At 73.3% G+C, this 12360-nt stretch carries 14 protein-coding genes and 1 tRNA gene; 11 read left to right on the top strand and 4 right to left on the bottom strand.

What is annotated here, in order from left to right:
* Nucleotide 1: 1 nt before the first annotated feature.
* From AC6EH9_RS15365 to AC6EH9_RS15350, 4 genes are all read left to right on the top strand, one after another.
* Nucleotides 2-445, top strand: a complete 444-nt coding sequence (locus AC6EH9_RS15365; RefSeq protein WP_498424313.1) for a chemotaxis protein CheW — start codon at nt 2-4, stop codon at nt 443-445.
* A gap of 67 nt (nt 446-512) precedes the next feature.
* Complete coding sequence (locus tag AC6EH9_RS15360; RefSeq protein WP_498424310.1) at nt 513-2108, top strand: methyl-accepting chemotaxis protein; 1596 nt, start codon at nt 513-515, stop codon at nt 2106-2108.
* Nucleotides 2109-2184: 76 nt separating this feature from the next.
* Nucleotides 2185-3273, top strand: a complete 1089-nt coding sequence (locus tag AC6EH9_RS15355) for a protein-glutamate methylesterase/protein-glutamine glutaminase (protein ID WP_498424308.1) — start codon at nt 2185-2187, stop codon at nt 3271-3273.
* The gene (locus AC6EH9_RS15350; RefSeq protein WP_498424306.1) at nt 3270-4097 is read left to right on the top strand and encodes a CheR family methyltransferase; all 828 of its coding nucleotides are present in this window, start codon (nt 3270-3272) and stop codon (nt 4095-4097) included. The genes AC6EH9_RS15355 and AC6EH9_RS15350 overlap by 4 nt, the downstream gene beginning before the upstream one ends.
* Nucleotides 4098-4099: 2 nt before the next feature.
* On the opposite strand, the gene AC6EH9_RS15345 is transcribed toward AC6EH9_RS15350, so the two are convergent.
* Nucleotides 4100-5149, bottom strand: coding sequence for an alkaline phosphatase family protein (locus tag AC6EH9_RS15345; RefSeq protein ID WP_498424304.1), 1050 nt, complete (start codon nt 5147-5149; stop codon nt 4100-4102).
* A 140-nt stretch (nt 5150-5289) separates the two neighbouring features.
* On the opposite strand from AC6EH9_RS15345, the gene AC6EH9_RS15340 reads away from it, so the two are divergent.
* Nucleotides 5290-6045, top strand: a complete 756-nt coding sequence (locus tag AC6EH9_RS15340; protein WP_498424302.1) for an MBL fold metallo-hydrolase — start codon at nt 5290-5292, stop codon at nt 6043-6045.
* A 4-nt stretch (nt 6046-6049) separates the two neighbouring features.
* Here the strand turns inward: AC6EH9_RS15340 and AC6EH9_RS15335 are convergent, their stop codons facing one another.
* Nucleotides 6050-6700 (bottom strand): response regulator, encoded by a 651-nt coding sequence (locus tag AC6EH9_RS15335; RefSeq protein ID WP_498424299.1) that lies wholly within the window; start codon nt 6698-6700, stop codon nt 6050-6052.
* Nucleotides 6697-7863 carry a sensor histidine kinase gene (locus AC6EH9_RS15330; protein WP_498424298.1) on the bottom strand — a complete coding sequence of 389 codons (1167 nt, stop codon included), beginning with the start codon at nt 7861-7863 and terminating at the stop codon, nt 6697-6699. Before AC6EH9_RS15330 ends, AC6EH9_RS15335 begins: the two co-directional genes overlap by 4 nt.
* A 131-nt stretch (nt 7864-7994) precedes the next feature.
* Here AC6EH9_RS15330 and AC6EH9_RS15325 point away from each other — a divergent pair, with 131 nt between their 5' ends.
* The 6 genes from AC6EH9_RS15325 (at nt 7995) to AC6EH9_RS15300 (ending at nt 12177) form a co-directional block, all read left to right on the top strand.
* Nucleotides 7995-8924, top strand: coding sequence for an ABC transporter ATP-binding protein (locus AC6EH9_RS15325; RefSeq protein ID WP_498424296.1), 930 nt, complete (start codon nt 7995-7997; stop codon nt 8922-8924).
* Entirely contained in the window at nt 8921-9754 is an 834-nt protein-coding gene (locus AC6EH9_RS15320) for an ABC transporter permease (RefSeq protein ID WP_498424294.1), read from the top strand. The genes AC6EH9_RS15325 and AC6EH9_RS15320 overlap by 4 nt, the downstream gene beginning before the upstream one ends.
* An 85-nt stretch (nt 9755-9839) precedes the next feature.
* Nucleotides 9840-10181: a cupin domain-containing protein gene (locus tag AC6EH9_RS15315; RefSeq protein ID WP_498424293.1), complete on the top strand. Its 342-nt coding sequence runs from the start codon at nt 9840-9842 to the stop codon at nt 10179-10181.
* 36 nt (nt 10182-10217) lie between these two features.
* Entirely contained in the window at nt 10218-10967 is a 750-nt protein-coding gene (rph, locus tag AC6EH9_RS15310) for a ribonuclease PH (protein WP_498424292.1), read from the top strand.
* On the top strand, nt 10964-11596 hold the full coding sequence (gene rdgB / locus AC6EH9_RS15305) for an RdgB/HAM1 family non-canonical purine NTP pyrophosphatase (protein WP_498424290.1): 633 nt from the start codon (nt 10964-10966) through the stop codon (nt 11594-11596). The genes rph and rdgB overlap by 4 nt, the downstream gene beginning before the upstream one ends.
* Nucleotides 11593-12177 carry a 1-acyl-sn-glycerol-3-phosphate acyltransferase gene (locus tag AC6EH9_RS15300; RefSeq protein ID WP_498424289.1) on the top strand — a complete coding sequence of 195 codons (585 nt, stop codon included), beginning with the start codon at nt 11593-11595 and terminating at the stop codon, nt 12175-12177. Before rdgB ends, AC6EH9_RS15300 begins: the two co-directional genes overlap by 4 nt.
* 97 nt (nt 12178-12274) lie before the next feature.
* On the opposite strand, the gene AC6EH9_RS15295 is transcribed toward AC6EH9_RS15300, so the two are convergent.
* Nucleotides 12275-12347: transfer RNA gene (locus AC6EH9_RS15295), tRNA-Leu, on the bottom strand.
* Nucleotides 12348-12360 lie beyond the last annotated feature (13 nt).

Below are 12360 nucleotides of genomic sequence, written 5' to 3'. Positions count from 1 at the left end.
CATGTCCGAGAAGCTCTGCACGTTCCTGCTCGACGGCCAGCTCTTCGCGATCCCGGTCGAGACCGTCCAGGAGGTGCTGCGCCAGCAGGAGATGACCGTCGTCCCGCTGGCCCCCGCCGCGGTCTGCGGCCTGCTGAACCTGCGAGGCCAGATCGTCACGACCATCGACCTGCGGGTGCGCCTGGCCATGCCGCCGGGCACCGGCGGCGCCGCCCGGGTGCACGTGGTGGTGCGCACCGCCGAGGGTGCCGTCAGCCTCCTCGTGGACCAGATCGGCGACGTCCTCGAGCCGCCGGCGGCCAGCTTCGAGGCCGTCCCGGCCACCGTCCCGGCGGGGATCCGCGCCCTGGTGGAACGGGTCTGCAAGCTCGACGGCCAGCTGATGCTCGTGCTCGACACCGAGCTCGCCGCCACGGTCGGGGACGTCGTCCCCGCCCCCGCGTGAGACCCCCTCACGTGCCCCCCACCTCCACCTGTTGCGCGCTCGGGGCGCTCGACTGCAAGGACCTTCGATGAGCTCTCCGGCCACGTCCCTCGGTGCCTATTTCCGCAACCTCAAGGCCGACCGCAAGATGTTCACGCTGGCGGCGGCCTGCCTGCTGCCCGCCGTGCTGGTGGGCTCGCTGTCGGTGTACCTGATGCGGGGAGTGACCGCGGCCGACGAGGCCGCGCTCTCGATGGGGAGGATCGAGGCCGCGCTCTTCCATCTCGACCTGCGCAACAGCGAGCTGAAGGGGACCGCCTACCGCTCGCTCCTCGAGGACGACGTGACGGCCGTCGCCCAGGACGCCGCCGACGACATCGCCTCCGTCGACGAGGTGTTCACCGCGCTGGCCGGCATCGAGGTGTCCGGCGAGGACCTGACGGGCGCGTTCGCAGACCTGCGGCGCAGCCTCGACGCGAACAACGCGCTGGTGGACGAGATGGTGCAGGCTGCGCTGGGCGACCGCGCCGCCGCAGAGCGGCTGAAGCCCCGGGTGGTGCAGTCCAACGCCGGGCTCGACCAGGTCCTGGAGGGGATGAGGACCGGCATCACCGAGGCCGTGGCGGAGAAGGAGGACGAGGCGGCGCAGCTCGAGTCCGAGCTCAACGTCATCGTGGTGATCGCCCTGGTGGCGGGCATCGCGATCGCCTGCCTGCTCACCTTGCTGATCGCCCGGACGCTGACCCGTCCGCTGCGCCGGACGGTGGCCGTGCTGGAGGCGGTGGCGGCCGGCGACCTGTCGCAGGACCTGATGGTGGACTCCGCCGACGAGGTCGGCCGGATGGGGATCGCGCTGAACACCGCCCTGGGCCGGCTGCGGGAGTCGATGAGCGCGATGGGCGGCAACGCCGAGGCGCTGTCGTCGGCCTCGGAGGAGCTCTCGGCGGTGTCGGCGCAGATGACCGGGGCGGCCGGGGAGTCCGCGCAGCAGGCGAACCTGGTCTCGGCGGCGGCCGAGCAGGTCTCGCACAACGTGCAGACGGTGGCGACCGGGACCGAGGAGATGTCGGCCTCGATCCGGGAGATCGCCAAGAACGCCTCCGATGCCGCGGGCGTGGCGGCCCGGGCGGTCACGGTGGCGGAGGCGACCAACGCGACGGTGGCCAAGCTGGGGGCCTCGTCGACCGAGATCGGCAACTCGGTCAAGGCGATCAACTCGATCGCGCAGCAGACGAACCTGCTGGCGCTGAACGCGACGATCGAGGCGGCCCGTGCCGGCGAGGCCGGCAAGGGCTTCGCAGTGGTGGCCAACGAGGTCAAGGAGCTGGCCCAGGAGACCGGGAAGGCGACCGAGGACATCGGCGCCCGGATCGAGGCGATCCAGGTCGACACGGCGGCGGCGATCTCCGCGATCGCCGAGATCGGGTCGATCATCGCCTCGATCAACGACACCCAGACCACGATCGCCTCCGCGGTGGAGGAGCAGACCGCGACCACCAACGAGATGGGGCGCAACGTGAGCGAGGCGGCGACGGGGTCCGCGCAGATCGCGGCCAACATCACCTCGGTCGCCCGCGCTGCCTCGGACACCACCAGCGGCGCCCACGACACGGCGGCGGCGGCGCAGGAGCTGTCGCGGATGGCGGCGCAGATGCAGCACCTGGTCGGCCAGTTCCGCTGCTGAGCGCCACGCCGTCACCCCTCCGAGCGCCGAGCACTCGACGCTGCCGACCGACCCGAACAGGCAGGCCCAGCACCTCATGACACCCATCTCGGTCCTGGTCGTCGACGACTCCGTGGTCGTCCGCCGGCTGGTGACCGACGTCCTGAACGCCGCCGGGGGGATCCAGGTGGTCGGCGTCGCGGCCAACGGCCGGATCGCGCTCGCCAAGATGCCCCAGCTGAACCCGGACCTGATCACCCTCGACGTCGAGATGCCGGTGATGGACGGGCTGGAGACCCTGCGCCACCTGCGCCGGGACTACCCGGGCACCCCGGTGATCATGTTCAGCACGCCCACCGAGGACGGGGCACAGGCCACCCTGAACGCCCTGGAGCTCGGTGCGAGCGACTACGTGACCAAGCCCGCCAACGTCGGCAGCGTGACCGCGTCCCTGGCCAGTGTGCGCGAGCAGCTGGTGCCCCGGATCAGGTCGCTGTGCGGTGCCCGGGTGCCGGCGGTGCCGACGGCCCCGGCCCCGGCCCCGGCGCCGGGGGCCGCGGCACCGGTCGCCGCCGGCGGGCCGCCCCGGCCGGTCGAGGCGCTGGTCATCGGCGTGTCCACCGGGGGACCCGACGCGCTGGCCACCATCCTGCCCGCGCTGCCCGCCTCGCTGCCGGTGCCCGTGCTGGTGGTCCAGCACATGCCCGCCACCTTCACCCGGCTGCTCGCCGCGCGCCTCGACGCCACGTGCGCGCTGAGCGTCGCGGAGGCCCACGAGGGCGACGTCGTCGAGCCGGGACGGGTCCTGATCGCGCCGGGGGACTGGCACCTGCGGGTGCGCCGCCGGGGCCTGGCCACGACCGTGGCGCTGGACCAGGGCACCCCGGAGAGCTTCTGTCGTCCCGCCGTCGACGTGCTCTTCCGCTCCGCGGTCGAGGTGTACGGCGGGGGCCTGCTGGCCGCCGTTCTCACCGGGATGGGCTCCGACGGCGTCAAGGGAGCCCACGCGATCCGCGAGGCGGGAGGTCAGGTCGTCGCCCAGGACCAGGCCAGCTCGGTGGTCTGGGGGATGCCCGGGGCCGCGGTGGCGGCCGGGGTGGTCGCGGAGGTCGTCGCGCTGGACGCGATCGCGGCCACGCTGACCCGGCGGATCATGGCCGGGCGAGTCACCTGGGGGACGCGATGAGCACCATGTCGCCGGCGGACTTCGACTTCATCAGCTCCGTGGTCCGCACCGACTCGGCCATCGTCCTGGAGCGGGGCAAGGAGTACCTCGTGGAGTCGCGGCTGCTGCCGGTGGCCCGCGTCACCGGCAGCGAGACCATCTCCGCGCTCGTGCGCGAGCTGCGCCGCAGCCCCGCCGGCCCGCTGCGGGCCAGGGTCGTGGAGGCGATGACCACCAACGAGACCTCCTTCTTCCGGGACGTGCACCCGTTCACCGCGCTCGCCGAGACGGTGCTGCCCGAGCTGATGGACAAGCCACGCGCGCAGCGCACGCTGAACATCTGGTGCGCCGCCGCCTCCAGTGGGCAGGAGCCGTACAGCATCGCGATGCTCCTGGCCGCGGCGTTCGCCCAGGCTCCCGGATGGCGCGCCCACCTGGTGGCCAGCGACATCTCCGAGGAGATGCTCGAGCGGACCCGGGCCGGGCGCTACAGCCAGCTGGAGGTCGACCGCGGTCTGCCGGACCAGCACCTGGCCCGGCACTTCACCCGGGTCGGGACGCACTGGCAGGTCGCCGAGCCGCTGCGCCGGATGGTCGAGACCCGGCTGGTCAACCTCGACGCCCCGTGGCCGGCGCTGCCGCAGATGGACGTGGTCTTCCTGCGCAACGTGCTCATCTACTTCGACGTCCCCACCAAGCAGCGGATCCTGCGCCGGCTGCGCGGCGTGATGGGGCCCGGCTCGTACCTCTTCCTCGGCGGCGCCGAGACCACCCTGAACCTCGACGCGGGCTTCGAGCGCGTCCAGATCGGACGTGCGCCGGCCTACCGGCTGCGCGCCCGCTGAGCTCAGCGCCGTCTCGGCGCGCGCACGTCGAGGTTCTGGCGGGCGTTGAGCTCGCTGTGCGCCAGGGCCGGCAGCCCGAGCAGGTCCGTGGCGAGGTTGGCCACGTCCGCGTTGCGCACCGGCTGGCGTCGCGCGCCGTACGAGGGCTGCCGCGAGCCCGGGCGGGCGTAGTCGCGGTTCAGCGCGTAGAGGTCCGCCCCAGCGGCCACCCGCGGGCCCCGGGCGATGAACGGGACGCGGAAGCTGCGCGGGTCGGCGGTGTCGTAGTGCCCGGTGCCCCGGCCGCCGTGGTCGGCGGTCACCACCAGCGCGGCGTGGGCGCGCAGCCACCGGTCCCTTCGCATCGCGGCGACCACCCGACCCAGATCCCGGTCGGCGTGGCGCACGGCGCGCAGGTAGGGACGTGAGAGCCAGCCCGCGCGGTGGCCGGCCGAGTCGGGTCCCGCGAGGTGGACGAAGGTGAACGCCCGGTGGGTGCGGCGCAGGTCGGCGGCAGCCAGTCGGGCCAGCGCGGTGTCGTCCTCGCGCCGGGCGTAGCGCGCGATGCTCGGCCACGAGCGCGCCAGCAGGTCGAACTTCGGCTTGGTGGCGAAGAGCGCGCCGCACCCGCCGGCGGCCCGGACCACGTCGAAGACCGACTGCACCCGGCCACCGGCCCGGTCGTGGACGGTGCCGCCACGGTCCTCGTTGAAGTCGATGCCGTGGCCGCCGCGGCGCGCGTCGACGCGGCGCGAGGTCATCATGCCGGTGTGGTTGGGCAGCGTGATCGTCTGCTCGACCTCGGTGCGGGCGTTCATCGTGGAGGCGCCGCGGGCGACCAGCCGGTGCAGGACCGGCGTGCCCGCCCGCCCGAGCCTGCGGATCGCGACCGGGGTGAGCCCGTCCAGGGAGACCACCACCACGGCGCGCACGGCGCCGCGCGCCACGGTGCGCCCGTGGCACTCGCGCGGCGGCGGGGCGCTGGCCGAGACCAGCGCCGCCACCACGACGGTGACCAGCACGAGGGCCAGCGCGGTGAGGCGGCGGCGGGCCGGTGACCTCCGCGGCGTCATCGCACCACGCTACGACGCCGGCGGCGTTCACGCACGTGACCGCGATCTCGGCGTGAGGTGGCTCGCTTTGCTAACCCTCGGACGTGCGGTGGCCCTACATTGGGCAGTCGTTGTCACTGCGCGTGCTTTGGGGAGGCCGGATGAGGCTCACGGTCGTCGGCTGCTCCGGCTCCTATCCCGGGCCGGACTCGGCGGCGAGCTGCTACCTGCTCGAGGCCCCGCACGAGGGCCGCACGTGGCGGGTGCTGCTCGACCTGGGCAACGGGGCGCTGGGGGCGCTGCACCGCCACGTCGACCCGCTCGCCGTCGACGCGGTCGTGCTCAGCCACCTGCACGCCGACCACTGCCTGGACCTGTGCGGCTACTACGTGATGCGCAAGTACCACCCGACCGGCGCGCAGCCGCGGATCCCGGTGTGGGGACCCAGCGGCACCGCGGCGCGCCTGGCCCGGGCCTACGACCTGCCCGAGGAGCCGGGCATGGGCGAGGAGTTCGACTTCCGCACCTACGACGGCCCCTTCACCGTCGGGCCGTTCCGGATCGACCCGGTCCCGGTGGTCCACCCGGTGCCGGCCTACGCGCTGCGGGTCACCGGGGCCGGGCGCACGCTCACCTACACCGGGGACACCGGGCCGTGCGAGGCGCTGGACCGGGCCGCCAAGGGGGTCGACCTGCTGCTGGCCGAGGCGTCGTTCCGCAGCGGGGTCGAGAACCCCGAGGACCTGCACCTGACCGGCGCCGACTGCGGAGAGGTGGCCACGCGCAACGGCGTCGGCCGGCTGATGCTGACCCACATCCCGCCCTGGTACGACGGGCGCGACGTGCTCGCCGACGCGCGCGAGACCTGGGCGGGGCCGCTGTCCCTGGCGGTCGCCGGCGCGGTCGTCGAGGTCTGAGCCCTCACACCAGGCCGGCGGCGTGCACGCACATCGCCACCTGGACCCGGTTGGTCGCCTGCAGCTTCTCGAAGGTCCGCGACACGTGCGCCTTGACCGTGGGCACCGAGAGGTAGAGCTCCCGGGCGATGTCGGCGTTGCTGAGGCCACGGCCCACGCAGACGGCCACCTCGCGCTCGCGCTCGGTGAGGGAGGCGAGCCGCTCGTCGGCGCGCTCGTCGCGCTCGGGGACGGTCTCGCTGCGCACCCGGCTGATCAGGGTCCGGGTGGCCGAGGCCGACAGGATCGGCTCGCCTTGGGCGACGCGGCTGATCGCTGCGACGATCTGGGCCGGCTCGGTGTCCTTGAGCAGGAACCCGTCGGCCCCGGCGGCGACCGCCTCCACGACGTACTCGTCGGCGTCGAAGGTGGTCAGCACGATGACCTTGGGCGGGTCGGGCGCCGCGCACAGCGCCCGGGTCGCCTGGAGGCCGTTGAGCACCGGCATCCGCACGTCCATCAGCACCACGTCGGGGCTGAGCCGGGCGGCGGCGTCGAGGGCCTCGCGTCCGTCGCCGGCCTCGCCGACCAGGTGGAGGTCCGCACGGCCACCGAGCATCAGCGTCAGCGCCGAGCGCACCAGCGGGTCGTCGTCGACGATCAGGACTCGGGTCACGGCGCCCACGGTATCCATCCGCGCAGCACGAACGCGTCACCGTCGCGGTGGTGCTCGAGGCGGCCACCGCTGAGCTCGGCCCGCTCCTGCAGCCCGATCAGGCCCAGGCCGGCGCCGGGGGTGGAGCCGCGGCGGAAGCCGATCGGGTTGCGCAGCACCACGTCCAGCCCCTGCTCGGGGGAGCCGCTGAGCCGGACCTGGACGAGGGCCCCGGGGGCATGCTTGGCGGCGTTGGTGAGCCCCTCCTGCACGATCCGGTAGACCGTGCGCCCCGCCGTCTGGGGCACCTCCTCACGCGGACCGGCCAGGTCGTCGGCGAAGTCCACCCGGACCCCGCCGGCGCGGGCCTCCGCGATCAGGTCGGCCACCGCGGCGTACGTCGGCTGCGGGCGGTCGAGCCCGGCAGCCGGCTCGTGACCGCGCAGCACCCCCAGGACGCCGCGCAGGTCGTCCAGCGCCCGGTGGGCGGTCTGCTGCACCTGGGCGGCGCCCCGGCGCATCTCGTCGACGCCCAGGTCCTCACGGAAGGCCAGCGCGCCGGCGTGCATCGACACCTGGGAGATCCGGTGGGCCAGCACGTCGTGCATCTCGCGCGCGATGCGGGCCCGCTCGGTGTCGCGCGCCCTGCTCACGTGCAGCGCCTGCTCGGCCTCGGCCCGCTCGGCGCGGCGCTGCAGGGTCCAGATCAGCTCGCGGCGCGAGCCGATGAACATCCCCCAGCCCAGTGCCCCGCCGATCACCGTGGCGTTCAGCAGCAGCATCACCCACAGGGGAGTGGTGCCGATGTTCTCCCGGGTCGCGGTCCAGATCTGGGCCGCGACCAGGCTGATCGCGGCGACGATCGCGATCTGCGCGAAGCGGCGATGGGTCGCCAGGGAGACCGCGGCCAGGGTCGCCGGGCCGGCGGCGAGGCCGGAGACGGCGCTGGCGACCGCGGTGACGACGGCGACCGGGACCGGCCACCGACGACGGCCCAGGACGAGCGCGAAGCAGGGGATCCCCACGGCGAGGTCGACCCAGAACAGGGTCGGGTGCAGGGATAGCTGCTCGCTGGAGACCGGCAGCATCACCAGCGCCCAGAACGCGGCACAGACCAGCAGGCGCCACAGGTGCTGCCAGGCCCGCAGGGGCGGCTGGTACTCCTCGGGCACGGGTGACTCCACGCGGACAGGCTAGGTGCCCCGGGCGGTGAGCCGGCAGCGGCGCGGGGAGTGGGCCACCCCCTACTTTGGTCTCGCGGCCCTCGCCTCGTGTCGGATGGCCAGAGCGGGCCGCGCACGGCAGGGTAGGGGCCATGATCAAGGTCGAAGGACTCACCAGACGCTACGGCGACTTCAACGCCGTCGACGATGTCAGCTTCGTGTGCCAGCCGGGACAGGTCACCGGCTTCCTCGGTCCCAACGGGGCCGGCAAGACCACCACGATGCGCATCCTCGTCGGGCTCACCGCCCCCACCCGCGGCACCGCGACGATCGGGGGGATGGACTACCGCGACATCCCCAACCCCGGCCGGCACGTGGGAGTCCTGCTGGACGCCTCCGCCCAGCACGCCGGCCGGACCGGCCGCGAGGTGCTGAGCCTGGGCGCGAAGACGATGGGACTGCCGTCCTCGCGCGTCGACGAGATGCTCGAGCTGGTCAGCCTCTCGCCCACGGAGGCCAAGCGGCGCATCCGCAACTACTCCCTCGGCATGCGCCAGCGCCTGGGCATCGCGCACGCCCTGCTCGGTGACCCGTCGGTGCTGATCCTCGACGAGCCGGCCAACGGACTCGACCCGGCCGGCATCCGCTGGATGCGCGGGCTGCTGCGCGGGTACGCCGAGCGCGGCGGCACCGTGCTGCTCTCCAGCCACCTGCTCAACGAGGTGGAGCAGATCGCCGACGAGATGATCCTGATCGGCCGCGGCAAGATCGTCGCCCAGGGCGACCGCGACTCGCTGCTCTCCGGCGCGGGCACCGAGTCCGCGCTGGTGACCTCGCTGGACAACGAGGCGCTGGGCCGGACCCTGTCGGCCCAGGGGGTGGCGGTCACCGCCTCCGGCTCCGAGCTGCGCGTCGAGGCCAGCCCGGAGACCGTCGGCCGCGCCGCGCTGGAGGCCGGCGTCGTGCTGACCGACCTGCGCACCGGCAGCGCGGGCCTGGAGGATCTCTTCCTCGAGCTCACCGCCGGCACCCAGCGCGAGGGCCACCCCGACGCCGCGACCCAGCAAGGAGTCCACGCATGAGCACCACCGATCCGATCTCCGTCCAGACACCCCGCTCCGGCTGGGGAGGCCTCGACGTCTCCGGCACCGCCCGGGTGCCGTTCGCCCGCCTGGCCGCGGTGGAGTGGCGCAAGATGTTCGACACCCGCGGCGGGTTCTGGCTGTTGCTGATCACGCTGCTGATGCTGTTGGGCACGATCGGGCTGACGCTCCTGGTGGTGGCGCTCGAGGACGCGCAGGTCACCGCCAACGATCTGTCGCAGATCCTGACGATCCCGCTCTCCCTGCTGCTCCCGGTCTTCCCGATCCTCGCGGTCACCAGCGAGTGGAGCCAGCGCACCGGCCTGGTCACCTTCGCGCTGGAGCCGAACCGGCTGCGGGTGCTGCTGGCCAAGGCGGCCGCGGTCGTCGCGCTCGCCCTGGCGACCCTGGCGGTCGCCATCATCCTCGGCGCGATCACCAACCTGGTCGGTGCGGCGCTCGTCGGCCGGGAGGCCGAGTGGGACCTGGGGGCCCGCTCCCTGATCGGGCTGGTGCTGGTGCAGCTGCTGTACTTCCTGATGGCCTTCGGGCTGGCCACGGTGATCCTCAACACCCCGGGATCGATCACGGTCTTCTACGTGGTGGCCCTGCTCCTGCCGCTGATGGTCTACTCGACGCTCTACTTCGTCTTCGACTGGGCCCAGGACCTGATCCCGTGGATCGACCTGCAGTACGCCACCGCTCCGTTCCTGGAGTCCGGCGACATCGGCGGGCTCGACATCGCCCGGGTCCTCGTCGCCACCGTGATCTGGATCGTGCTCCCGATGGTCATCGGCGGGCGGCGGGTGCTCCGCTCCGAGCCCAAGTAGCACCAGCGGGGGACCCCGGGTGTCGCGGCTTCCGCCCAGCGGCGGCCTGCGCGACACTCGGGGTCCGTCCACGAAGGGAACCCGCATGACCCAGCCGACCACCCGAGACCCGCTGCTGCTGAGCGACCTGGCCACCGAGCTGATCGGCACCCTGCCCGACCACCCGGCCGGGCGGACGGCGCGCACGGTGATGTCCGGCTCGACGATGCGGGCCGTGGTGATCGCCCTGGCCGCCGAGCACGAGCTGGCCGAGCACGACGCACCGCCGGCCGCCGTGCTCCAGGTGCTCGCCGGACAGGTGCGCCTGGTCGCGGGGGACGAGAGCTGGACGCTGAGCGCCGGCCAGCTCATCCCGATCCCGCAGCAGCGCCACTCGGTGCACGCCGACGAGGACTCCGCGATCCTGCTGACGGTCGCCCTCCGCTGAGACGCGTGGGGGCGGTCGCCGGATAGGGTCCTGCGCATGACCTCCTCTGCTCCTGCACCCCGCGTGGACGGCCGCGCCGACGACGAGCTGCGCCCGATCACGATCACCCGCAACTGGCTCGACCACGCCGCCGGATCGGTGCTGGTGGAGTTCGGCAAGACCCGGGTGCTGTGCGCCGCGTCGGCCTCCGAGGGAGTCCCGCGCTGGCGCAAGGGCTCCGGGCTGGGCTGGGTCACCGCGGAGTACGCGATGCTCCCCGCGGCGACCAACACCCGCTCCGACCGGGAGTCGGTGCGCGGCAAGATCGGTGGGCGCACCCACGAGATCTCGCGGCTGATCGGCCGCTCCCTGCGCGCGGTGATCGACTACAAGGCGCTGGGCGAGAACACCATCGTGCTCGACTGCGACGTCCTGCAGGCCGACGGCGGCACCCGCACCGCGGCGATCACCGGCGCCTACGTGGCGCTGGCCGACGCGGTCAGCCACCTGCGCGCCAAGGGCGCCCTCAAGGGGCAGCCGCTGACCGGGTCGGTGGCCGCGGTCAGCGTCGGCATCATCGACGGGGTGCCGCGCCTGGACCTGCCCTACGTCGAGGACGTGCGCGCCGAGACCGACATGAACGTGGTGATGACCGGCGAGGGCAAGTTCGTCGAGGTGCAGGGCACCGCCGAGGGCGCGGCGTTCGACCGCGCCGAGCTCGACGCGCTGCTCGCGCTCGCGGAGAAGGGCTGCGCCGACCTCACCCTGATGCAGCACGAGGCTCTGGCCCGGGAGATCGGCGCGTGAGCCGCGTCTTCCTGGCCTCGCGCAACCGCAAGAAGATCGTCGAGATGCAGCGGCTGCTGCGCGAGCACGCCCCGGACGTCGAGGTGCTCGGCATCGACGACGTCGAGGGGTACGACGAGCCGGTCGAGGACCAGCCGACGTTCGCGGGCAACGCGCTGCTCAAGGCTCGGGCCGGGGTCGCCGCCACCGGGCTGCCGTCGCTGGCCGACGACAGCGGACTGTGCGTGGACGCGCTGAACGAGATGCCCGGGGTGCTCTCCGCGCGGTGGAGCGGCGACGCCGACGCGACCGACAAGGACCTGGCCAACAACCGGCTGCTGCTCGCCCAGCTGCGCGACGTACCCGACGAGCGGCGCGGCGCGCACTTCACCTGCGCGGTGGCGTTCTGCCTGCCCGACGGCAGCGAGCAGGTCGTCGAGGGCCGGATGACCGGCCGGGTGATCCGCGAGATGCGTGGCGAGGGCGGCTTCGGCTACGACGTGCTCTTCGTGGCCGACGAGCACGTCGACCCCGAGCGGACCTCGGCCGAGCTGAGCCCGGCCGAGAAGGACGCGGTCTCCCACCGGGGCCGGGCGCTGCGCGAGATCGCGCCCGCCGTGGCTGCCGCGCTGGCCGGTGGCCGCTCGTGAGGCGGCACCCCTTCGGGCTGCGCCGCACCTTCGCCCGGGCGGTGATCCGGCTGATCGGCTGGCGCCTGGTGGGCACGGTGCCGGCCAAGGGCATCCTGGTCGGCGCGCCGCACACCTCGAACTGGGACTGGGTGCTGACCCTGCTGATCGCCTGGAGCAACGGCGTACAGCCGCAGCTGCTGATCAAGCAGTCCTTCTTCAAGGGCCCCGTCGGCTGGCTGCTGCGCGCCACCGGTGGGGTGCCGCTGGACCGCGACAACCCCGGCGCCACCGTGCGCGAGCTGCTCGAGGCCGCCGCCACCCAGGACTCGTTCCTGCTCTGCCTGGCCGCCGAGGGCACCCGCAGCAAGGGGGAGTACTGGAAGTCGGGGTTCTACCGGATCTCCCAGCAGACCGGCCTGCCGATCAGCCTCGGCTTCGTCGACGGCCCCACCCGCACGCTCGGGATGGGCCCCACCTTCACCCCCACCGGCGACGTCCGCGCCGACATGGACCTGGTGCGTGCGTTCTACGCCGACAAGCAGGGCGTGCGGCCCGAGGGGCGCACCGAGCCGCGGCTGCGGGAGGAGGGTGGCTTGTGAGGGGCGCCGGTGGCTCGCGGGTTTCACGAGTTAACTCGTGAAACCCGCACTTACCACGCGTAGGAACACGTGGTAAGTGCGGGTTTCGCGTGGCCAGTGCGCCCGGAGAGATTCGAACTCTCACTTGACGGCACCTAAAGCCGTTGCCTCTGCCATTGGGCTACGGGCGCTCGGGCTGCAGTC

The sequence above is a fragment of the Nocardioides sp. Z21_20 genome, from assembly GCF_059766585.1.
The sequence above is the reverse complement of the archived record's forward strand: the minus strand, read 5'-3'. Positions and strand labels throughout refer to the sequence as shown.

Excerpts from the sequence above, each read along its gene's own strand:
- rph (WP_498424292.1), top strand. The coding sequence starts at position 10,218 with ATGACCTCCTCTGCTCCTGCACCCCGCGTGGACGGCCGCGCCGACGAC.
- AC6EH9_RS15365 (WP_498424313.1), top strand. The coding sequence starts at position 2 with ATGTCCGAGAAGCTCTGCACGTTCCTGCTCGACGGCCAGCTCTTCGCG.
- AC6EH9_RS15340 (WP_498424302.1), top strand. The coding sequence starts at position 5,290 with ATGAGGCTCACGGTCGTCGGCTGCTCCGGCTCCTATCCCGGGCCGGAC.
- AC6EH9_RS15315 (WP_498424293.1), top strand. The coding sequence starts at position 9,840 with ATGACCCAGCCGACCACCCGAGACCCGCTGCTGCTGAGCGACCTGGCC.
- AC6EH9_RS15350 (WP_498424306.1), top strand. The coding sequence starts at position 3,270 with ATGAGCACCATGTCGCCGGCGGACTTCGACTTCATCAGCTCCGTGGTC.
- AC6EH9_RS15325 (WP_498424296.1), top strand. The coding sequence starts at position 7,995 with ATGATCAAGGTCGAAGGACTCACCAGACGCTACGGCGACTTCAACGCC.
- AC6EH9_RS15360 (WP_498424310.1), top strand. The coding sequence starts at position 513 with ATGAGCTCTCCGGCCACGTCCCTCGGTGCCTATTTCCGCAACCTCAAG.
- AC6EH9_RS15320 (WP_498424294.1), top strand. The coding sequence starts at position 8,921 with ATGAGCACCACCGATCCGATCTCCGTCCAGACACCCCGCTCCGGCTGG.
- AC6EH9_RS15355 (WP_498424308.1), top strand. The coding sequence starts at position 2,185 with ATGACACCCATCTCGGTCCTGGTCGTCGACGACTCCGTGGTCGTCCGC.
- AC6EH9_RS15345 (WP_498424304.1), bottom strand. The coding sequence starts at position 5,149 with ATGACGCCGCGGAGGTCACCGGCCCGCCGCCGCCTCACCGCGCTGGCC.